This is a genomic window from Caproicibacterium sp. NSD3, from assembly GCF_053613275.1.
The window spans coordinates 168060-189419 of sequence record NZ_CM132119.1; the positions used below are offsets into that span (position 1 = coordinate 168060).

The 21360-nt window shown below is 44.0% G+C and carries 17 protein-coding genes; 6 read left to right on the forward strand and 11 right to left on the reverse strand.

Annotated features, from left to right (window positions below; translation table 11 throughout):
* Window positions 1-38 precede the first annotated feature (38 nt).
* From ACVS9P_RS00835 to ACVS9P_RS00865, 7 genes are all read right to left on the reverse strand, one after another.
* Complete coding sequence (locus tag ACVS9P_RS00835) at window positions 39-1103, reverse strand: galactose ABC transporter substrate-binding protein (protein WP_452103762.1); 1065 nt, start codon at window positions 1101-1103, stop codon at window positions 39-41.
* Window positions 1104-1139: 36 nt separating this feature from the next.
* The gene (locus ACVS9P_RS00840; protein ID WP_452103763.1) at window positions 1140-2117 is read right to left on the reverse strand and encodes a substrate-binding domain-containing protein; all 978 of its coding nucleotides are present in this window, start codon (window positions 2115-2117) and stop codon (window positions 1140-1142) included.
* Window positions 2114-3943 carry a cache domain-containing sensor histidine kinase gene (locus tag ACVS9P_RS00845; RefSeq protein ID WP_452103764.1) on the reverse strand — a complete coding sequence of 610 codons (1830 nt, stop codon included), beginning with the start codon at window positions 3941-3943 and terminating at the stop codon, window positions 2114-2116. The genes ACVS9P_RS00840 and ACVS9P_RS00845 overlap by 4 nt, the downstream gene beginning before the upstream one ends.
* A complete protein-coding gene (locus ACVS9P_RS00850; protein ID WP_452103765.1) occupies window positions 3940-5589 on the reverse strand; it encodes a response regulator in 1650 nt (549 codons plus the stop codon). The genes ACVS9P_RS00845 and ACVS9P_RS00850 overlap by 4 nt, the downstream gene beginning before the upstream one ends.
* A gap of 173 nt (window positions 5590-5762) precedes the next feature.
* Window positions 5763-7010: a galactose/methyl galactoside ABC transporter permease MglC gene (gene mglC, locus ACVS9P_RS00855; RefSeq protein ID WP_452103766.1), complete on the reverse strand. Its 1248-nt coding sequence runs from the start codon at window positions 7008-7010 to the stop codon at window positions 5763-5765.
* Window positions 7011-7061: 51 nt separating this feature from the next.
* On the reverse strand, window positions 7062-8564 hold the full coding sequence (locus ACVS9P_RS00860; RefSeq protein WP_452103767.1) for a sugar ABC transporter ATP-binding protein: 1503 nt from the start codon (window positions 8562-8564) through the stop codon (window positions 7062-7064).
* A gap of 104 nt (window positions 8565-8668) precedes the next feature.
* Window positions 8669-9775, reverse strand: coding sequence for a galactose ABC transporter substrate-binding protein (locus ACVS9P_RS00865; protein WP_452103768.1), 1107 nt, complete (start codon window positions 9773-9775; stop codon window positions 8669-8671).
* 418 nt (window positions 9776-10193) lie between these two features.
* On the opposite strand from ACVS9P_RS00865, the gene ACVS9P_RS00870 reads away from it, so the two are divergent.
* Window positions 10194-11042, forward strand: a complete 849-nt coding sequence (locus ACVS9P_RS00870; RefSeq protein ID WP_452103769.1) for an ABC transporter ATP-binding protein — start codon at window positions 10194-10196, stop codon at window positions 11040-11042.
* Window positions 11039-11686: an ABC-2 transporter permease gene (locus tag ACVS9P_RS00875; protein ID WP_452103770.1), complete on the forward strand. Its 648-nt coding sequence runs from the start codon at window positions 11039-11041 to the stop codon at window positions 11684-11686. The genes ACVS9P_RS00870 and ACVS9P_RS00875 overlap by 4 nt, the downstream gene beginning before the upstream one ends.
* A gap of 75 nt (window positions 11687-11761) precedes the next feature.
* Here ACVS9P_RS00875 and ACVS9P_RS00880 read toward each other — a convergent pair whose 3' ends face one another.
* Both ACVS9P_RS00880 and rlmB read right to left on the reverse strand, forming a co-directional pair.
* Window positions 11762-14779 (reverse strand): hypothetical protein, encoded by a 3018-nt coding sequence (locus ACVS9P_RS00880; protein WP_452103771.1) that lies wholly within the window; start codon window positions 14777-14779, stop codon window positions 11762-11764.
* A 15-nt stretch (window positions 14780-14794) separates the two neighbouring features.
* Window positions 14795-15586 (reverse strand): 23S rRNA (guanosine(2251)-2'-O)-methyltransferase RlmB, encoded by a 792-nt coding sequence (gene rlmB / locus ACVS9P_RS00885; RefSeq protein WP_452103772.1) that lies wholly within the window; start codon window positions 15584-15586, stop codon window positions 14795-14797.
* Window positions 15587-16024: 438 nt separating this feature from the next.
* Between rlmB and ACVS9P_RS00890 the strand changes: the two genes are divergently transcribed.
* From ACVS9P_RS00890 to ACVS9P_RS00900, 3 genes are all read left to right on the forward strand, one after another.
* Window positions 16025-16858: a DNA-3-methyladenine glycosylase family protein gene (locus tag ACVS9P_RS00890; protein WP_452103773.1), complete on the forward strand. Its 834-nt coding sequence runs from the start codon at window positions 16025-16027 to the stop codon at window positions 16856-16858.
* Between the two features lie 91 nt (window positions 16859-16949).
* Complete coding sequence (fba, locus tag ACVS9P_RS00895) at window positions 16950-17888, forward strand: class II fructose-1,6-bisphosphate aldolase (protein WP_452103774.1); 939 nt, start codon at window positions 16950-16952, stop codon at window positions 17886-17888.
* Between the two features lie 159 nt (window positions 17889-18047).
* Complete coding sequence (locus ACVS9P_RS00900; protein WP_452103775.1) at window positions 18048-18515, forward strand: DUF4358 domain-containing protein; 468 nt, start codon at window positions 18048-18050, stop codon at window positions 18513-18515.
* Window positions 18516-18664: 149 nt separating this feature from the next.
* Here ACVS9P_RS00900 and ACVS9P_RS00905 read toward each other — a convergent pair whose 3' ends face one another.
* Window positions 18665-19675 carry a GGGtGRT protein gene (locus ACVS9P_RS00905; protein ID WP_452103776.1) on the reverse strand — a complete coding sequence of 337 codons (1011 nt, stop codon included), beginning with the start codon at window positions 19673-19675 and terminating at the stop codon, window positions 18665-18667.
* A 29-nt stretch (window positions 19676-19704) separates the two neighbouring features.
* Complete coding sequence (locus ACVS9P_RS00910) at window positions 19705-20397, reverse strand: iron-sulfur cluster assembly scaffold protein (protein ID WP_452103777.1); 693 nt, start codon at window positions 20395-20397, stop codon at window positions 19705-19707.
* Between the two features lie 369 nt (window positions 20398-20766).
* Here ACVS9P_RS00910 and ACVS9P_RS00915 point away from each other — a divergent pair, with 369 nt between their 5' ends.
* Window positions 20767-21282 (forward strand): hypothetical protein, encoded by a 516-nt coding sequence (locus ACVS9P_RS00915; RefSeq protein ID WP_452103778.1) that lies wholly within the window; start codon window positions 20767-20769, stop codon window positions 21280-21282.
* Window positions 21283-21360 lie beyond the last annotated feature (78 nt).

Below are 21360 nucleotides of genomic sequence, written 5' to 3' on the forward strand. Positions count from 1 at the left end.
TTATCTTATCTTATCATACTTGAATGATTTTTACAAGTTCAACCAACTGAGGAAGATGGCGTATTAGATTCTAAATTTTGAGCGGTTATAATGGAATGGGGAAGACGCACATACTGCCCATCTGTAACCGGATAAGACTGAGAAGGATCGCCGTCGGCTGAAAGGATACAAGCCATTCCGACAATGGTTTCAGCTTGTGCGTCGGCGTCATTTTTAATGGTCCCATAAAGAGATCCATCCCGAATGGCATCCAAAGCCGGTTCAATTGCATCAATTCCTACCACCAGAGGCCCGCCGTTTGAATACAAAAGATTCTTCTTCTTGAGTGCCTCGATTGCGCCCAGCGCCATATCGTCATTATTGGAGATAACGACTTCAATCTGATCGCCTAAGCCACTGTCCAACCATTGCTGCATCTTGGAAGAAGCCTGATTGCGCTGCCAGTTTGCAGAAGCGTTTGCGAGCTTTTCCATAGGAACGCCGCCGTCTGTGATGGATTTTACAGAATACTCGGTTCTCAAAACGGAATCCTGATGAACAGGTTCTCCTTCCAGCATGACGTACTGCAGCTTCCCGTCGCCGTTTTTGTCGATGGAAGGGTTTCTTTTAAGAGCATCTAAAACCATTTGTCCCTGCAGCATGCCGGACTGCTTGGCATCGGTGCCTACATAATAGGCTTTATTCCACATTTGCAGATCCTCTTGAACCGGTTCACGATTAAAAAAGATAATCGGAATATTGGCACGCTGGGCTTTATCAATGATGACTGCCGAGACTGTGCGGTCTACTTCGTTTACACAGATTACATTGTAGGCCTGGTTGATAAAGTTATCAACTTGATCGTTTTGAATGGACTGATTGTCTTTTCCATCCGCGATGGTAAGAATAATTTTCTTTCCCAAAAGAGACTCCTGTTTTTTAGCATACTGTTCCATATTATCACAGAGTGAGGAAATAAAAGCGTCATCCATACGATAGGCAGCGATGCCGATTCGAATGGTTTCGATGGACTGAGATGATTTTTTATTGTCCGAACAGCCGCAGATCGAAAGAAAAAGTCCTGTCACGATCAGCAGAGGAATGGTACGTTTCCAGAATCTCATAGTAGAAGCCTCCTTTTTACCGGGATTATTTGCAAATTATTGGGAGAATGGGAAGAGCAGACGTTGATTTTCTTTGGTATAAAGATCCTCTCCGTTTACAATGGAATAATCAATGACTGTATTCTGTAAAGATTGTTTATTTAGGATACTTACAGCTTTCTGTAGACCAAGATAGCCGATATTAAATTCATTTTGAACGCCCAGAGCAGAAATAATATGATCTTCCAGATAGGAGACTACCTGACGAGTAGAGCCGACGCCAAAAATTTGTACAGAGGTAACGCCGGAAGGGGATAGCTCTTGTTCTGCTTTGGCGACAAGCTCAGATGTGTCGCTGTCGAATGCAGCAACTTTGTTCACGGACGGCCCGCGCAAAAGGGTAAGAAGTTGATTATAAGCTTCGGTAGGATCTTCGGGGAGAGCCCATTCCACAAAGGAAACGTTTTCTTCCTGTAATTTTGATTTAGCCCCCTGATAACGTTCAGCACAACTGGTTCTGGAAAGATTGCGGTTTACAAGCGCAATCGGTTTTTCAGCTTTTGCCGGATCATTTAGCATTCGCTCGGATAATGTTTCTCCTAAGGCAGTATTGTCACAGCGAATATAAGGAATATCGTCAGCGTCTGCAATCTCGGAATCAATTGTGACGACGGGAACTGAACGGGCAGCTTTTCGAATTGGTTCCTCCAGATCTTCCGAATTAACGGGGGCAATCACAATGGCATCTGCACCGTTTTCTACTTCACGTTCCAGCATCTCAATTTGTTCCTGTGCATCATTTTCTTTGGAAAGATAAACCGGGGTAAGTTCTACTTTATAATCAGATGCCGCCTGCGTAATCCCCTGTTCCATTTTGGTCCAAGTTTCTCCTTTTTTTCCGCCTGCAAGAAAGGAGATTTTTTGAATCTGCGGTTGGGTCTGAGAAAAAGTGATGCCTTGGGAAATAATGGCCAAAAAGATCAGAAAAAAGATGAGAATGACTGAAAAAACAATCAGACTGCGATGCTTCTTCAAATGGAATCGCCCCCTTCTCCGGTCACTTCGGCGATAGTTTTAACGGGAAGATGAATCCTTGCAAGTGTCCCTTCGTCCGGTTGGCTCAAAATCTTTAAGCCGTACTTTTTTCCAAAATAGAGCTGAATCCGCTCATTGACGTTTTTTAAGCCGACACCGGAACCACTCCCGGTCTTTGGCTTTTGAGAGCTTTCCAGAAGGAGTGACTGCGCCTGTTCCGGGGGCATACCTGGTCCGTTATCCACAACATCAATAAAGAGGTCTTTTTCTTTTTGGTAAGCCCGGATATGAATTTCACCATCGCCGTCCATAAATTCCATGCCATGATAGATCGCATTTTCCACAAGAGGCTGAACGATCAGTTTAATAGTTGCACAGGAAAGGACTTCGGGCTCTGCCTCCATCGTATAGATGAATTTATTTTTGTAGCGCGTTTTCTGAATGGTCAAATAGTTACGCACATGCTCCAGTTCATCCTTTACCGAAATCACCGTTTTTCCTTTGGAGAGGCTAATGCGGAACAGCTTAGCGAGTGCAGTGACCATTTCAATCGCACCGTCGTAATGCTCGTTTTCAATCATCCAGACAATGGAATCTAGGGTGTTATAAAGAAAATGCGGATTAATCTGTGCCTGCAGCGCGTCCATTTCACTTTTACGCTTACTTTCCTGTTCCGCAACGATGTCATCCATTAGCTTTCGCATCTGTTCTGCCATGGAACGAAGCGCGGAACCTAGGTGGCGTACTTCATAGGAGCCTCCAATAGAAATCGGTGCGGAAAGATTCCCCTTTTCCAATTCTCGAACGGATTGTTCCAATTCTTTAATCGGGTTTGCGATTCTGGAGGATAAAAACAAGTTTGCAGAAGCCAGAAGAAAAATGGTAAAGAATGCAAAGAACCAGATATAAGTTTGCAGCTCTGTATAATTGGCGGTGATATCTTTTATTGGAACGACGCCGACAATTTTCCAGCCGGTATAACCAACCGTTTTTACCGAGACCATGCGCTCTTCATTTTCAAAGATTTCTGTATGGTTTCCATCACTATAAGTTGCAGCGGCCAAATTGTTTTCGTGAATCAGATTGGAATAAATCAGCTGCTGGCGGGGGTGGTAGATAATCTCGCCGTCGTTGCTGATTAAATAAATATAGCCCGATTCTCCTAGATCTGCATTTTTGCAGATCTGTTCAATTCCGCTGAAGTTCATATCGACCAAAAGGACGCCGTGATAGATAGAACCGCTGCGCGTCAATTCTACCGAGCGGCTAAGAGAGACGACCCATCGATAAGGATTATTGGAATCCACAAAAAGATTCTGTACATGCGGCACCGAAAAATGTACATTTTCAATTTTTTCCTTAGCACTTTGGAACCAGTCCTGATCTTTCACGTTGACGCTGCTCTTTAATTGCTGCAGCGGCTCGGAGGAGAGAACGGTACCGTCGTCGGAAAAAAGAGAGACTGAAACCAGAAGATCGCTGTAAGTGTTGTAGAAAAGCGTCATGTCTTTATTGACGGTCTCCATATCGGAAGCAGTATCCAAATTTGCGCTTTTAATTACACGGTAATACACGGAATCGGAAACGCGCATAATGTTGTGCAGATAATTATCAAGATTTAGGTTGATTCCACTTAAAACTCGCTGATTGTCTTCAGAAATCATTTTTTCATTGGTTTTTGTAAAGCGGGCAGAAAGAGTCAACGTAACGACAATCATGCCTGCAATCGCAACCAAAGTAAAAGTCAGCGAGAGCGTAAACTGAAGGCTTCGCTTTTTTAAAAGATGTCCAAATTTATCGAGTAGGTTGTGTAGACGCTGTTTCATGATTCAGCACTCCGATTATTCGAAGGATGTTCTTGATTGGAACGATACTTGGAAGGCGAAACGCCAAAACGTTTTTTAAAAACATAACTGAAATAGTTGGATTCCGTATAGCCGACTTTTTCCGCAATCATATAGGTCTTATCGTTGGTCGTATCAAGAAGATTGAGTGCATTTTGAAGCCGGACATCCGTTAGATAGGAGACAAAGCTCTGCTCCGTTTCACGTTTAAAAACCGTTGAAAAATAAGCGGGGCTTACGTGAAGAAAAGAACAAAGAGTTTCAACGGAAATGGATGGATTGCTGTAATGCTCCTGGATAAACTGCTGAGCGTTCTGCGCGAGAAGTTTCGAAGAATCTACGCGTTCCCGCTTGATGCAGGCGCTGAGCGTTAAACAGTGTTCCGTTAACCAGCTTTTCATTGCCGCGGGGGTATGCAGAGAAGAAAGCGCATTTAAAAAGTCCATATCTTTTCCAAAAATATCTTCCGGAGAGATGGCATAATCGTGTGTGATTTTCATGAGAGTCGTGATGATCTCCATAATGTAAACCTGATACTGTGTCATCGAAAGCGGCTGTTTTTCCAGTTTGGAAAATAAATAGTTGAGCACCTCACGAATTTCATTGTCACCGCCAAGCTTGATAGCACTGATCACAGTGCGCTCTTCTTCTTCGCCAAATTGCAGTTGGATTGAAGTGTTCGGTTCTACGTCTTTAATATAATTTGCACGGCTGTATCCGTGAATACAGCCATAGTCCAAAGCATTTTGAGCTTCCCGATAAGAAAAATGGAGATTAAAAAGACTATAGGGACTCCCGATTCCGGCAAAAATCCGCATACCCAGAATCGATTCGCCTCTTTTGCAGATTTCATTTAATCGGCTGACGGCGATCCCGATGGAACCGGGTTCAGAAAAATCGAAGAGCAGTGCGACGTCTTCAGAATAAAGAAAAGATTGAAATTGACAATAGGAGCCCAGAATTTCTTCGGCGGTACGCAGCAACGAAATCGGAACCAGTTCCTCTTTTCCATGCAGTGCAGAAGGGATATTGTTTTCTGTATGGTGAGAATTGAGATCAGCATGAATCAGACCGACTGCCCAGCAGGAGCGGTCGGTAGAAAGCTGAAATAGCTTCGCCTGCGATTGAAGCCGTGATTTCGAAACGCGGCCTTCCAAAAGGCTTACAAAAAACTGCTCCTTAATGACCGGAAGGCTCTCTTCATAATGGCGGCGCAGCGCTTCTACATCCCGCCGGCTTGCGGATTCTTCATCCAGACGAATTTTTAAACGCTGTAAAACTTTTGTAAGATCGGTAGCGTTTACCGGCTTTAAAAGATATTCCACTACGTTTAGCTGAATCGCTTTTTGTGCGTATTCAAAGTCATCATAACCGGACAGAATGATAAATTTGACAGAAGGGAGCAAAGCTGCCGCCTTAGCAGCCATCTCCAATCCGCTCATAAAAGGCATACGAATATCTGTTAAAATAACATCCGGATGCAGTCGCTCCGCTATTTCCAATGCTTCCAGGCCGTTTTCTGCGGCGCCGGCGATCTCAAATCCAAGAGACTGCCACGCAATTTTCCGAATAATACCTTCCCGGATCTCTTCTTCATCATCCGCAAGGATAATACGATAATATGACATTTTCAGTCTCCTAATAATGTATAAAAAATTCAGTCAGAAAAGTTTATTTTTCTTTATTTTATCATTAGTCTTTCCTTTCTGCAACTGTAGCTTTTCTTATCAATTCATATAAAAAATAAAAAGGCGAAGCCAAAGCTTCGCCTTTTAAGAGATTTTTGAAAAAGAGGAAAAGATTATCTTCTGCGATATTTGCCCATATCGATTGCAACAGCAACGGCAATGATAATGCCTTTGATGACTTGCTGCCACATAGGGCTGACACCGATGAACTGAAGACCATATTGAATAACGGTGAAGATCAGAACGCCGGAGACAATGCCGCCGATTTTTCCGATGCCGCCGTTTAAGGATACGCCGCCAACCACGCAGGCGGCGATTGCATCCAATTCGTAGCCATTGCCGTAGTTATTGGTAGCGCCTGCTGTACGAGCGGCTTCCAGAACGCCTGCAATGCCATAGAGGAATGCAGCCAAAATGAAGATCAGCATAATGGTTTTAAAAACATTTACGCCGGAAACTACAGCGGCTTCACGGTTGCCGCCGACTGCATAAACATTTTTGCCAAATACTGTTTTGTTCAGAACGAACCAAATGATTACACAGGTAATGAGTGCGATGGGAATCAGTACTGAAATGCCTGCAAAGGTACTTCCACCAATATTTTGCAAATACTTTTTTTGGCCGATTACAGTAAAGTCCGGACGAACACCACCGATTGGCTGAGAGTTATTCGGAGGCATATCGAAATAAAGGCTACATGCACCATAAATCATAACCTGGGTAGCTAGTGTTGCAATGAAGGGGTGCATATCGAATTTTGCAACAAGGAATCCGTTTAAAACACCGAACAAAACGCAGGCAGCCACCGCAGCCAGAATTGGTACGATAATGGGAAGCGTCGGCAGGTTCGGGAAAAAGCGGTTTGCATAAGTTGCGGTCTGCAGCATCGAGGTGGAAAGCACAGCGGCTAAACCAACCATACGGCCTGCAGAAAGGTCGGTACCTGCAATTAATAAGGTAAAGCAGATGCCTAATGCGATGATCAGACGAGGGGAAGCCTGTGTCATGATATCAAGCAGAACCTGATATTTCATGAAACGAGGTTCCTTGATCATGATAAATACGACTAGTGCCAGAAGAGCAATCATAATCGCATTATTTGTCAGGAATGTTTTTGCGTTTGATCTGGAGAATTCAACAGGAACACTGTGCTGTTCTTTTCGTATCAGCTGAGATATTCCATATGCGCTGGTAGCAATGCCAACCAGCAAAATGTACATCCAAAGATCATAAACTTGATCTTTTGGCGCGGCAACTGCAACAATGATAGAAATTAGAATCAGTGCAGCACCTATTGACGCAAAAATTGTTGCATATTTTTTGCGAGTGATTGTGTTTGTGGCTTTCGCGGTTGCTCCCATATTGGACCTCACTTCCCTTTCCATTTTGTGCGATGGGAAATCACAGAAATTTTACATGAACTTTGTTGCAAGTTCCATTACTTTTACGGAATCGCACTCACCGGCGTTCACAATTCCTGTTACACGTCCCTCACACATAACCATGACCCGGTCGGACATACCAAGCAACTCCGGCATTTCGGAGGAGATCATGATTACCGATTTTCCTTCTTTAATTAACTGTTGCATAATCGTGTAAATTTCATATTTTGCACCGACGTCGATTCCTCGAGTAGGCTCATCCAGAAACAGAATATCCGGATCGGTCAGAAGCCACCGGGCTATCAGAACTTTCTGCTGGTTTCCGCCGGAGAGATTCTGCATCTGCTCTAGCATGCTCGGAGTTTTTGTACGCATAGAAGCATTGCTGTCCGTTGCGGCTTTTTTGCGCGCAAAGTCATCAATTATGCTGTGATGAACCAATTTTCCTTCATTTTCTGTAGCAATTACAGTATTGTCCAATACCGAAAGAGTGGGGAAAATTCCGGTAGCGCGGCGCTCTTCTGTCAAAAGTGCAAAGCCGTGCTTCATGGCATCTCGTGGACTTTTAATTTTGATCTCTTTGCCGTCTTTGTAAATCGTTCCGGAAGCAATCTGACGCAGTCCAAAAATTGCCTCTACGGTCTCGGTACGCTGTGCGCCAACAAGGCCGCCGATCCCAAAGATCTCACCGCGATGAACTTCAAAGCTGACATGCTGAAACGAGCGCGGCAGAGGGGAGCAGATATCATCGACTTTAAAAACAACATCTGTACCCGGAGTATACTCCTTAGGTGGAAAACGATTGGTCATATCACGGCCGACCATTCGGCTGATAATCAGATCAGTAGTTAGTTCGTTTGCAGGCCAAGTACCAACGCATTGACCGTCTCGCATAATGGTTACTTCGTCGGAAATTTTTAAAATCTCTTCCATCTTGTGCGAGATATAGATGATCGCGCGACCTTCCGATTGAAGCTTTTTAATGATCTTGAACAAATGCGCCGTTTCGTTCTCCGTTAAGGAGGAGGTGGGTTCATCCATGATGATGATTTTTGAATTATAGCTGACTGCCTTTGCAATTTCAACCAACTGCAGCGTCGAAGCAGAAAGATTTCCTGCCAAGGTTTTGGGGTCTACATCCAGATCAACTTCTTTAAAAAGTTCCTTGGTTTTTTCATACATTGCTTTATGATCAACCGCAGGTCCTCTTTTTGGGAAGCGTCCCAGCCAGATATTTTCCATAACCGGCCGAAACCGGATTGGATGCAGCTCCTGGTGGATCATAGAAATCCCGAGGTCCAGCGCCTGCTTGGAGCTGTTGATCTTTTGGGGCTTTCCGTCTAGAATGATCTCTCCGCTGTCTTCTGCATAGATACCAAATAGGCATTTCATCAATGTGGATTTTCCGGCTCCGTTTTCACCCATTAGTGCGTGTACACTGCCGGGATGGACTTTTAAACTGACGTTATCCAACGCCTTTACTCCGGGGAACTCTTTGGTGATATTGTTCATTTCCAGTACATATTCACCCATCAGCGATCCTCCTTTTCTTATAAAATAACGGGGAACGGAAAGCGCCTGCTTTCGCGTTCCCCGTGGACAGACTTAGGATAGAAAATTCAGTCAATCACTGAAAGTTAGATGTAATCTTTGTAGTTGTCAGTAGTAACCTTTACGTAGTTAATCCAAACGTAATGGCCATCTGCTTGCTCTTTGCCGGTAGCATCATAGAGTTTGTAGCCAACGTTCTCTTCGTTGATCGGTTTACCCTGTGCAGCAGCAGCAGCAATGTTAACAGTTGCTTTTGCCTGGTTCTTTGCATCATTCAGAACGGTGCCCAGCATGGAACCATCTTTCATTGCTTCCAGAGCAGGAGCAGTTGCATCGACGCCGACAACCGGGATGTACTTGGAGCTGTCGCCGGTGTTGTAGCCTTGTGCTTTCAAAGCTTCGATTGCGCCCAGTGCCATATCATCGTTGTTCGCAAGAATTGCTTCGATCTTATTAAGACCAACAGAAGTAATCCAAGTGTTCATCAGATCGGTTGCTTTTGCTTTGTCCCAGTAAGCGGTATCTTTTGCAAGAGCCTCGGTCTGGAATCCAGCAGCTTCAATAGCAGCCGGAGCGGCCTGAGAACGAAGGGTTGCATCCTGATGTCCGGGTTCGCCCTGGAGCATTACATACTGGATCTTGCCGTCGCCGTTTTTATCAGCGGATTTGTTCGCTTTAAAATAATCGGCAATAATTTCACCAGACATGGTGCCGGACTGTTTTGCATCTGCGCCGACATAGTATGATTTGTCATAAGAGGCAATATCGGTATCGGAAGGCTGACGGTTTAAGAATACGATTGGTAGGCTGGCAGCTTTTGCTTTTTCGATCAAAGGAGCAGCGGCAGTCAGGTCAACTGGGTTGATGGCCAGTGCATTAACGCCCTTAGTAATGTAGGTATCGACTTGTTCGCTCTGGGTAGCTTGTTTGTTCTGGGAGTCCACCAGATCAAGTTTTGCACCCAATTCCGTTGCGCGCGCGGTCATTGCATTACGAACGCCGGTCATAAACGTATCATCGAATTTATAGATACAAGAACCGATGTAAACGTCTTTTGCACTGGCGGTAGATGCGGCGCCGGAAGCCGCACCAGATCCGGATGCAGCTGCTGAGCTGCTGGTGCTGCTGCCACAGCCGGTTGTAGCGGCTGCGATCATGGCAGCTGCCATGAGTACTGCGAGAATCTTTTTCATACAAAAACCTCCTGTTTTTCTTTTGGCTTTTGAGAAACCACTTGTACCTTTGCACAAATATCGATGTTTCTCTGCCTTACTATTGGATAGTATAATTGGAATTGTGGACAGAATCTATAGGATTTTCTTTCGAAAAGCATCAAATATCTTTTCAAATCAGGCAAATTTAAGAAATAGAAAGGCTGATTTTTGTATAAAGTGTTCAGTTTGGCCTGCAAAGTCAAAATAAAATGATTTTTAATCAGGGGAATAAAAAGAAAAAATGAAGAGCATCGAGCTTTTTTGCGCGCCCAAAATTGGAACGATTCGAAAAACAGATCAATTTGTCGAAAAAGCCTGCTGCTTTTTCTTGACTTTTCAAAGAACATGAGTATAATTAGTATTACAAGTAATACCAAGGTAGAAAGGGGAGATTAGAATGTCAGTTTTATCGGTTTCGGGGCTTTCGAAATCTTATCCATCTTTTTCGCTGAAAAATGTTAGTTTTGAGCTGCAAGAGGGCGCTATTACCGGATTTATCGGGAGAAATGGTGCCGGAAAGACCACGACTTTAAAGTCTCTGCTCAATTTTGTCCATCCGGACAAAGGGGAGATTCAGTTTTTTGGACAGTCCTTTCAGAAACATGAATTTGAGATCAAGCAGAAAATCGGTTTTGTCTCGGGCGGAATTTCTTTTTATCCGAAAAAGAAACTGCGTACCATTACTTCGGTTACGAAAAGATTTTATTCGCAGTGGGATGAAGCGGCTTATAAAGAATATTTAAAACGCTTTGAACTGGATGAAGATAAAGTGCCGGATTCTCTTTCGGCCGGCATGAAAGTAAAATACTCTTTGGCGCTGGCACTTTCTCATCGGGCAAAACTGCTGCTCCTTGATGAACCTACCAGTGGACTGGATCCGGTTTCGAGAGATGATCTGCTGGATGTGTTTTTGGATCTTGCCGAAGAAAACGGCGTTACGATTCTGTTTTCGACCCATATCACCTCTGATTTGGAAAAATGTGCAGAAGACATTCTCTATTTAAGGAGAGGCGAAATAATTGGAAGAGGAAAACTCAAAGAATTTCAGAATCAATTTGTTCTCTGCAATTTTTCAAAAGAGCAAATGACCGAATTATTAAAACCATATCTTGCAGGATATAAGCGCGAAAAAGAAGGATTCAGTGCCCTTTTTTATAAAGATCATCTGCCAGAGGGAAATTTTAATTACTATCCGGCAGATTTGGAATCCATTATGATTCATTTGGAGAAGGGAGAATTAGCATGAAAAATTTGATTTATAAAGAAATCAAGCTTGCACTGCATCCCACAGCTCCTTTGTTTTTGCTGCTGTCAGCGCTGCTGCTGATCCCAAATTATCCTTATGAAGTCATATTCTTTTATACCTGCTTGGCCGTCTTCTTTCATTGTCTGAGCGGGCGGGAAAATCATGATATTGAATATTCATTGTTGCTGCCGATTCAAAAGAAATCTATTGTACAGGCAAGATTTTTGTTTGTGATTCTTTTGCAGATGATACAAGTTTTAGTATCAATTCCGTTTGTGTTTTTAAGGAACTATTTAATTCCAGAAGGCAATCAGGCGGGGATGGATGCGAATATAGCGCTTTTTGGGAATGTATTTTTGTTGATGGGGATTTTTAATCTCATCTTTTTTGTGCTTTATTATCGGAATCCGGATAAAGTCGGAAAAGCTTTCGGAATTTCCAGCGTCGTATTTTTTACGGTAATGGTAATTTTAGAGGCACTCGTTTTTACAGTGCCGTTTTTCCGCGATCAGCTGAATACAAGAGATCCCATTTATCTGCCCCAAAAACTGATCATGTTGGTGGTCGGGTTTGTACTTTATGTAATTTTTACAGGAATTGCTTACCGAAAATCGATTTCTACTTTTGAGAAATTAGACTTTTAAAAATGTGAAAAGCCCAAAAAGGCCCTGTGTCATTTAAAATGACACAGGGCCTTTTGATTGTTCATATTAAAAAGATTAAGGCTTGCGCAGTTTCGGAACCAGCCAAATTACCATTGCCCAGAAGAATTCATAAATAATCAGACTCATGGTGGAAATTTGCTGTAAACCGGAATAGCAGGTGAGTAATGCTACCATTATAAAACCGAGCACAACAGCGACATTTTGAAGAACAATGGCAATGGAGATGTTTCCGCGTTCCCGCACACAGGCGGTTACCAGACGCATCAGTGCCGTAGGACGTCCCTTTGTAGCAATCATGGCCGTTTTCTCGTTACATGCCTCGCGGGTGCGACTGACATAAAATGACCCTAAGCGTTCCGGCAGGACTCGAATACCATGCGGATCCAAACCGAAAAGTTCGGCGAGAAAAGCCGGGGTAATATTTGGGTCACAGTTGCGTAAAATCAAAGAAATTCCATTATTCTCCATTCGGCGCAACTCCTGAAGACGTCGGCGGTCACAACTATAGGTAATGATCAGCATGGCGATGAGTTCTCCGCCGATTGCCAGATAAACCAGTTTTTTTCCGCCTTGAATGTATTTTTGTTCAATGGCTTCTTCAGGTGGATCAATTTTATGAGCGGAAAGCAGTTCGCGGTTTCCTACAAAAACTCGATGACCGTTGATCCAACCGCTTAAGCCCTGTCCGTCTGTATAAGAAAATTTTTCAACTTCCGGAAGCTTTTTGTGCTGTGTATGAATCACTTGGTCAAACAGGGAAGAAAGCGGGGAATGAGCGGCAATCATCAGCGCTGCCGCCTCGATGAGAAAATCGTCAATGGAAGTGTTTTTAAAAGTTTTGATTCCATTTAAAGTAACCGTATTTTTCGGGAACAGATCCTGAGAATCCATCATCACTGCATTTGATTCGCAGAAATGCTGAACGGCTGGGAATCCAATCACCATGCCACCGCACTGAGAAGCAATTCGGCTGATTCTTGCAAGTGGAAGATTTACGGCCAGCAGATTCATAAAAGGAGTAGTGATGCAAGTTGCCGCTGCAAATGCCGTAAATGCGATTGCGACATCTTTCGTCAGCACTAAAGTGATAATACAGAGAATCAAACTCGCTAGAAAAGCAACAGGTGCAATCGTTTGATTGGCACGGTCGCTCGGGTCGTCTTCATAAGAAAGACGAAGAAAATGGGATAGGAAATTGGTTTCCGTCTGATAAGCGATCACCGGGGCATCCATTGTACAGCCGTCTGCTAACTGCAGGCCGGTATTATAGTCTTCAAACAACGTCACGGCATATTTTTTATCCGGCGAGACGACAAAATGAAAGTTCTTGTTAATCCGTTTGATCATGCTGAATTTTCCTAATGTATTGAGAAACAATGCAGCGGTTGCTACGCTTGCATAAAGATTGAGAGAACCGGAGGAAAAACGTGTTTGCATGAAAAACGCCATAATGGATTGAACAAGAGCGACGATTGCAGCGATCGAAACCGCACTATCTGAATTGGCATGAAACCGGAACAGTGCTTTTAGTCCGTTCCAGATTGTTGCTCCGCAGAATACAAAAGCGATCGTAGTAAAGATCACATTACAGATAAGGTAAACAGTAATGTTTAGCCGTTCGAAGCCAAGAAATCCAAATTCGCCCAGCCAGCCGAAAATCAGCAGCAGGATGGTAGAAATTCCGGTGACACCCAAACGCAAAGAAAGTTTTCTTAAATTTGCGTTTAAATCGTGAAAGACAGCAGGAGCATCATTGCTGTTGTTGTAATCTTCTACTTCTTCAGCCTCTTTGGGCGGTGTTTCTTCCGATGGATCATTTTCCGGTTCGTCCATGCCTGAAAGATGGAAAAGAGAGCGTTTTTTTTTCTTCGGTTTTTGGGGAGGCAAAGAAGCCGGATTCGATTTTTCATCCGCTTTGATAGGCTCTGTCAATTTTTGCTGGACTGGCTTTTCTTTCGGAGCTTCAGCAGATGGAGTCGGCGCAGGGGCAGGAACTTCTTTTGCCGAAGGCTCAATTGACTCAATTTTTTCTGAGCCTTTTCTGCGGGCTGATAAAAAATCAACGGCATCATCCTGCGGCAGGCCATTCTTGGAATATGTTTTAGCCGCTTCTTTTAGAGGAAAAGAAAGGTCATCAACCTCAATAAAATGAATTGGGGCGGTTTCAAAGCGGTAAGAAACTTTTTTATTAACAGGTTTAATAGCAAAATCCGAGGCAAAGAGAGGAGAGGCTTCTTCTCGTACAGGCTGCGGCCGCGTGACGGGTTCTTCTACCTTTGGGGCAGAAGACTCTTTGTGCGGCAGCGGAGGAGTTAGCGTGGGCTCTTTTACCGGAACTGGTTTTTGATTAATAACGTCGGAAGTTGTTAAGGGCATCGTCGGTTTATGAAAAACTGGCTTTTCCGTGGCGGCTATTTTGGTTTTTGCAGCTTTTTCTTCGATGGGTTTATACTGCATTTTGGAACCGCGTTTAGCAGCGGCTTCCTGAATCTCTTTCAAGCTGATTGCAGTGGTAATAGAAAAAATATCCTCTTGTTCAGGGTCCTGTACAACTTTTTCAACTCGTTTGCGGCGCTCTTGATGAAGCTTGCGGAATCTTTCTTCAAGTTCGGGATCGCGTTCTTTTGCACGTGTGGGATCGAACAAATAAGAAAAAGTCCCTGTAGCGCCCTTCGGATTTTCTTCCGGACGGATCGGTTTAAAAGACATAGTCTCTTCATATTCCCGCTGATATTCTTCGCGAGATTTTAATTTTAGGCCATAATAAATATCATTTTCATCGGAGGTGATTTTATCATTGGAATTTTTTTTCTTTTTATTTTTCTGGCTTTGCATCTCGTTTTGCTTTTCCACAGGCGCTTTTGAAGGCGTCTGTGCTGGCTTTTGAGAGGATGGTTTTTCGTTTTCCTTTGCATAAGGATTGCGGGAAATCTCTTCTAAAGGTGCTTTATGAATCGGGCTTTCTGCTTTTGGAGCAGGAGTGGCCGATCTTTTGGCGGCTTCTTTTTTAGCCGCGGTTTCTGCTAAAATTTCATCCAGGGAATAACCTGGGTTTTGTTTCTTTTCGTCCATCGTATCCCCTACTTTCTACTTGGATTTGAGGCCGGATCGCTGCCGCGCAATTTCATAACAAATAATTCCACAGGCAACAGACGCGTTGAGGGAGTTGATTTTCCCTTTCATGGGAAGAGAGACAATAAAGTCACATTTTTCTCGTACCAGTCTTCCGATACCGGCCCCTTCATTTCCAATGACAACTGCGCATGGGCCACGGTAATCAAGGGTACACCATGATTCGCCGTTCATATCCGCTCCATAGAGCCAGCAACCACGACTTTTTAGTTCTTCCAGAGTGGCAGAAAGATTGTTGACGCGTACAACCGGTACATATTCGATTGCACCGGCGCTCGATTTTCCTACTGCATAAGAGAGACCAACGCTTCTGCGTTTCGGAATAATAACACCGTGGGCTCCTGCACATTCGGCTACCCGCAGGATTGCCCCCAGGTTATGAGGGTCTTCCAGCTCGTCCGCCACAATCAAAAATGGTGGTTCGTTACGGGATTTGGCCAGCGCAAAAACATCGTCAAGTGTAGCATATTCTTTAGCGGCAGCAACTGCCACAACGCCCTGATGCACACATCCTCCGCAAAGGAAGGAAAGCTTTTTAGGGTCTGCTTCCTTAATGACGGTACCGCGTTTCTTTGCTTCGGCAATTAATGCACCAAGACTGCCGTTGTGCTCTCCGCGGGCAATGAACAGCGTATCAATTTGACGGCCGCTGTTGAGCGCTTCTTTTACTGCGTTGCGTCCGGCAATTATTCCTTCTTTTTTGGAATCATCTTTGTTGTCTATTTCTAGTTTTGCATCCGTTTTCATGGGCGCTCCTTTACCTTATCTAATAATGTCTAATAGTTTCTTTATTATAACACAAGTTGACAAACCTTGCACTTTTTTTCTATAAAATTCTCGCTTTCTACCTCTTTCCCCCTCTTTCTTCAAAAAGAACAAAGAATCTATGAATTATACAAATTGTATTTGCAAGCGTTTACATAATTTTTTAGGAAAAGCGGGGTGAAACCGGTGGAAAACCCTGTTGAAAGTGTTGATAAGTGGCTCAGATAGGGGAAAAAATTAAAAATTCATTTTGTGGAGATAATTTTTTATGTTAACAACGGTTTTGACAAGGGGAATAAACTCTCTGTATTTTAGTATACGAAGAGTAATTTTTTGCAGATTTTTGCCGAAAAGGGCATTCAACTTCCCGTATTTTTATGGTATGATTTTCTAAGAATCATACCGAAAGGAGAAAAGCGGATGACAGCTTCTGATCTCAATTTACAGCAGACGTTATTCTGTGGGCAATGCTTTCGCTGGGAGGAAAATCCAGACCACGTTTTTTCTGGAATTGCATTTGGAAAAAAATGTGTTGTCAGGCAGGAAGAAAAGGATTTTCTTACAAATGATCCAATTTGGCGAACTTATTTTGATTTGGATGCAGATTATGGACTTTTACGAAAAAAGCTTAGCTGCATCAGTCCGGTTTTAAGGGAAGCAATTCAGTATGCGCCCGGCATCCGAATTTTGCGGCAGGATTTTTGGGAGGCGCTCGCTTCCTTTATCATTTCTCAAAACAACAATATTCCCAGAATTCGCGGGATTATCGATCGACTGTGCGAAAATTTCGGAGAAAAATTCAACGACGGATATGCGTTTCCCCAACCACAAAAGCTTTTAGGCCTTTTACCAGAAGATCTTTCGAGCCTTCGATGTGGATTTCGTGCGCGTTATCTTCTGGATGCTGCACAAAAAGTCTGTGCAGGAGAGATTGACCCTGTTTCTCTTCAAAAAATGCCGCTGGAAAAAGCAAAGGCTCAGCTGATGACGATTTGCGGCGTTGGACCCAAAGTGGCAGACTGTGTTTTGCTTTATGGATTGCACAGAATGGAAGCCTTCCCGATGGATGTCTGGATGAAACGAGCGATGAAGACACTTTTCCCTGGAATGAAACCGGAAGATTTCGGAGAAGGCGCAGGACTTGCTCAACAGTATATTTTTTATTATTCCCGGCAGCATCCGGAACTGTTTTTGGAGAAAAAATCTTTGGAGTTATCAGATCCGAAGAAATTCCCCTCCGGAAGAAAACTTTAAAAATACGTTCTTTTTGTTTCTTTTTTTATTTAGATGCGTTATAATATCAAATACAGAAATTTTAAAACGAAGGATTGGAGAGTGATTATCCATGCCATTAGTTAACACAACGGAAATGTTTAAAAAAGCCTATAATGGCGGTTATGCAATCGGCGCGTTTAACGTCAACAATATGGAGATCATCCAGGGAATTACCGAAGCAGCAGGTGAATTAAAATCACCTGTGATTCTACAGGTTTCCAAAGGAGCTCGTGCTTATGCGAACCCTACTTATTTGGTCAAACTGGTAGAGGCGGCTGTCATTGAGCATCCGGAAATCCCGATTGCTCTGCATCTGGATCACGGTCCCTCTTTCGAAATGTGCAAAGCCTGCGTCGATGACGGATTTACCTCCGTAATGTATGATGGTTCTTCTAAGCCCTATGAAGAGAACGTGGAAGAAGCTATCCGCGTGGTCGAATATGCACATAAATATCATGTAACGGTCGAAGCAGAACTTGGCACTTTGGGCGGCGTTGAAGATGAAGTTTCAGTAGAAGCGGATAAGGCAATGTATACCGACCCCGATCAGGTACAGGACTTTGTTACCCGTACCGGTGTGGACAGCCTTGCAATTGCCATTGGAACCAGTCATGGCGCTTATAAATTTAAACCCGGTCAGAATCCAAAGCTGCGTCTTGATATTCTGAAAGAAGTCAGCGATCGGCTGCCGGGATTCCCGATCGTTCTGCATGGTGCTTCCAGTGTTCCGCAGAAATTCGTCGAATTGATCAATCAATATGGCGGAAATATGCCCGGCGCAATCGGAATTCCGGAAAGCGAACTCAGAAAAGCCGCTGCGATGGCAGTTTGCAAGATCAATGTGGATTCCGATATCCGCCTTGCAATGACCGCTTGTATCCGGCAGCATTTTGCAGAGCATCCCGATCATTTTGATCCCCGTCAATACCTTGCGCCTGCTCGTGAAGCTGTTAAGAATATGGTGGCTCATAAAATCACTGATGTGATGGGCTGCGCAGGCAAAGCTTAAAAATTTGTTTTTTTTAATTAAATACTTTTAAATCGTCTGCATCTTAAAATGCAGGCGGTTTTTTTGTGAAAATTTGAAATAATTTTGTAACTGTCTTTTGTTTTCAACATGAGGTATACTTAACTTTAGTTAACATAAACCAAGGGAGAGGCTGTTTTTATGATTCGAGGGAAAAAGATATTTGTACTGCTTTGCTGTGTGTTTTTGCTGTTACTGGGCGGATGCGGAGCGAAGGAAGTAAAACTGGATGTTGCGGCAACAGCGGATAAACTGGCTTCTGAAGTGGCGTTTAAAGATCAGCTTTCGCCCCTAAATGATAAGGCGGCTTTTAAACTTTTTGGACTGAATGATTCTACGGTTGTCAGCCAGAAAGTTTATGCGGGAACCGGCGCGACCGCAGAAGAAATCGGTGTTTGGGAATGCAAGGATGAGAATGCCGCTAAAACGGTGCAGGGTGCCGCAGAACAACGGGTAAAAGATCAGACCCAAGCGTTTGCAAACTATGTGCCCGGAGAGCTGACAAAGCTGAAATCACCATTTATCAAAACTTATGGGAAATATGTTGTTTATGTTTGCTGCGATGATACGACTCAGGTGCAGAAAGTAATAGACAGTTTCACAAAATAAAAATGATACAAATCAAAAGACCGCTTTCGCTGCAATGAAAACTGCAGTGGGAGCGGCCTTTTTTAAGATTTACTTTGTTTCAATTCCAAAAAAGCCTCTGCGAATTTTTTCGCAGAGGCTTTTAATAAGTAATAATGAATGATCAGCGGTTAGCCTTTGAGTGCTTCATAAGCGGCAACCGCACAAGCAACAGTCGCACCGACCATTGGATTGTTGCCCATACCGATTAATCCCATCATTTCCACGTGAGCAGGGACGCTGGACGAGCCCGCAAATTGAGCATCACCGTGCATACGGCCCATGGAATCGGTTAAGCCGTAAGAAGCAGGGCCTGCACCGACGTTATCCGGATGAAGGGTTCTGCCGGTGCCGCCGCCGGAAGCAACTGAAAAATAGTGCTTGCCGTTTTCAATGGCCCATTTTTTATAGGTGCCGGCAACCAGATGCTGAAAACGAACCGGGTTAGTGGAGTTCCCGGTGATGGAAACATCAACGCCCTCGTGTTTCATGATCGCTACGCCTTCCAAAACGTCATTGGCACCATAGCATTTCACTGCGGCGCGGTCACCGTCGGAATAAGCATGGGTATCGACGACTTTGAGTTCGTCATTATAAGGATCATACTCGGTTTTTACATAGGTAAAGCCGTTGATCCGGGAAATAATGAAAGCGGCATCTTTTCCGAGACCGTTCAGAATAATGCGCAAAGGCGCTTTGCGGGCACGATTTGCAGTGCGGGCAATGCCAATAGCGCCTTCGGCTGCGGCAAAACTCTCGTGTCCTGCAAGGAATGCAAAGCACTGGGTCTCGTCCCGCAAAAGACGGGCGCCAAGGTTGCCGTGTCCCAATCCGACTTTCCGGTTTTCGGCGACAGAACCCGGAATGCAGAAGGCCTGCAGACCAATGCCGATTTTTTCAGCGGCATCGGAAGCAGAAGCTGCACCTTCTTTTAAGGCGATCGCGGTGCCAAGGGTATATGCCCACGAAGCGTTTTCAAATGCGATAGGCTGAATGCCCTTTACAATTTTATCAACATCGATTCCTTTGGAAAGGCAAAGATCTCTGGCTGCTTCGAGACTTTCAATCCCGTATTTTTTCATGCAGACCTTGATCTTTTCCATTCTTCTTTCTTTTCCTTCAAATGTTACATCATTGGCCATTTTGCTGTGTCCTCCTTTATCTCTCAGATTTATTCTTCGCGGGGATCAATGTATCTGGCCGCGCCGTCAAACCGTCCATATTGTCCGATATTATCTTTGTATGCCTGATCCGGCGATTTTCCGTGGCGGATATCTTCCAGCATTTTTCCAACTTTGACGAACTGGTAGCCGATGACTTCATCATTTTCGTCCAGGGCCATCTTCAGCACATAGCCTTCGGTCATCTCCATATAGCGCACGCCTTTTGCATTCGTGCTGAACATCGTACCGACCTGGCTGCGCAGACCTTTGCCCAGATCTTCCAGACTCGCTCCGATGGGAAGTCCTCCCTCGGAAAATGCGGTCTGGCTGCGGCCATAAACAATTTGCTTGAAAAGTTCCCGCATGGCAACGTTAATTGCATCGCATACGAGATCGGTGTTCAGGCATTCCAGAATTGTTTTTCCCGGAAGAATCTCTGCCGCCATAGCAGCAGAATGGGTCATTCCGGAACAGCCGATGGTTTCTATCAGTGCTTCCTGCACAATGCCATCCTTAATATTAAGAGTCAGTTTACAGGTGCCCTGCTGCGGCGCACACCAGCCCACACCATGAGTCAATCCGGAAATATCTTTGATGTCATAAGCCTTTACCCATTTTCCCTCTTCTGGAATCGGAGCGGGGCCGTGCTTTGGTCCTTTTGCTACGGTACACATTCTTTCCACTTCTGCGGAATAGTTCATCTTCGTTCTCCTTTCAGCATCCGGCGCCCACTTTTTTTGGAGCGCCTCCCGCATGTCATTTCTATATGCTCATTATAGGTGATTCAAAAACGTTGTGCAAGCTCAAAAAAACAAAAAGATAAAAATTTAACAATCTTTTTATGACGGATAGAACTAACCGAATTCTAAAAAGATCAATGAAAAGAAAGAAGGAAAAGCCTTTTTGCAAGAATCGGTGAGGAGCAGGGACCTTTGGAAGAATTATCGGAGACGAAAATCAGAAATGAAGGAAATTAAAGTGCTTTCTTCGTACTTTTTTTCAGTTTTGGACCGTTAAGATGGAGATACAGCCTTTGAAGAGGACAGGCTTAAAAACGGAGGATTGAAATTATGACAATGAAGCGCTGGAAAAAGATATGGAATATTTTAGGTGGATTATTAGTGGCGCTGGCAGTGGCAATCTTTGTAGTGCCGAGATTTTTTGGATATGTTCCGCTGGGAATGTGCAGCGCAGGGGTTCGGTGTGAATATCCTCAGGGAAGCCTTTTATACATACAAAAAGTACAGCCTGAAAAATTACGGGTAGGAGAGCCGATCGCTTATTATAGAGGCAGTTTAAAAAGGCAGCCCGTTGTGCGCAGAATTACCCGAATCGATTATTCTAACGGTCAGTTTATGGCAAATCAGGACGACTCCGATTTTGCCGCGGATATTGTGCCGTTTTCAGATCTGTATGGAGCTCCGGTTTCCTTTTATCTGCCCGGTTTAGGAACGGCGTTTACAGAACTGCAAACACTGCCGGGAATGGTGGTCTTGTTTTTTTTGGTCGGTACTTATCTGGTGCTCAATTATTATTTTGGTGCTCTAGCGAAAGGAGAATGGCCGCCGCCGACAGAATTTCGCTGAATCTTAACTTTGCAGGAAAAAATTATGAAATGTTACAAAAATTTAAAAAAGCCTTCTTTCCACCGGAAGGCAAATATG

Excerpts from the sequence above, each read along its gene's own strand:
- ACVS9P_RS00900 (WP_452103775.1), top strand. The coding sequence starts at position 18,048 with ATGATTCGAGGGAAAAAGATATTTGTACTGCTTTGCTGTGTGTTTTTG.
- ACVS9P_RS00835 (WP_452103762.1), bottom strand. The coding sequence starts at position 1,103 with ATGAGATTCTGGAAACGTACCATTCCTCTGCTGATCGTGACAGGACTT.
- ACVS9P_RS00850 (WP_452103765.1), bottom strand. The coding sequence starts at position 5,589 with ATGTCATATTATCGTATTATCCTTGCGGATGATGAAGAAGAGATCCGG.
- ACVS9P_RS00870 (WP_452103769.1), top strand. The coding sequence starts at position 10,194 with ATGTCAGTTTTATCGGTTTCGGGGCTTTCGAAATCTTATCCATCTTTT.
- ACVS9P_RS00865 (WP_452103768.1), bottom strand. The coding sequence starts at position 9,775 with ATGAAAAAGATTCTCGCAGTACTCATGGCAGCTGCCATGATCGCAGCC.
- ACVS9P_RS00905 (WP_452103776.1), bottom strand. The coding sequence starts at position 19,675 with ATGGCCAATGATGTAACATTTGAAGGAAAAGAAAGAAGAATGGAAAAG.
- rlmB (WP_452103772.1), bottom strand. The coding sequence starts at position 15,586 with ATGAAAACGGATGCAAAACTAGAAATAGACAACAAAGATGATTCCAAA.
- ACVS9P_RS00845 (WP_452103764.1), bottom strand. The coding sequence starts at position 3,943 with ATGAAACAGCGTCTACACAACCTACTCGATAAATTTGGACATCTTTTA.
- ACVS9P_RS00875 (WP_452103770.1), top strand. The coding sequence starts at position 11,039 with ATGAAAAATTTGATTTATAAAGAAATCAAGCTTGCACTGCATCCCACA.
- ACVS9P_RS00910 (WP_452103777.1), bottom strand. The coding sequence starts at position 20,397 with ATGAACTATTCCGCAGAAGTGGAAAGAATGTGTACCGTAGCAAAAGGA.
- fba (WP_452103774.1), top strand. The coding sequence starts at position 16,950 with ATGCCATTAGTTAACACAACGGAAATGTTTAAAAAAGCCTATAATGGC.
- ACVS9P_RS00860 (WP_452103767.1), bottom strand. The coding sequence starts at position 8,564 with ATGGGTGAATATGTACTGGAAATGAACAATATCACCAAAGAGTTCCCC.
- mglC (WP_452103766.1), bottom strand. The coding sequence starts at position 7,010 with ATGGGAGCAACCGCGAAAGCCACAAACACAATCACTCGCAAAAAATAT.
- ACVS9P_RS00915 (WP_452103778.1), top strand. The coding sequence starts at position 20,767 with ATGACAATGAAGCGCTGGAAAAAGATATGGAATATTTTAGGTGGATTA.
- ACVS9P_RS00880 (WP_452103771.1), bottom strand. The coding sequence starts at position 14,779 with ATGGACGAAAAGAAACAAAACCCAGGTTATTCCCTGGATGAAATTTTA.
- ACVS9P_RS00890 (WP_452103773.1), top strand. The coding sequence starts at position 16,025 with ATGACAGCTTCTGATCTCAATTTACAGCAGACGTTATTCTGTGGGCAA.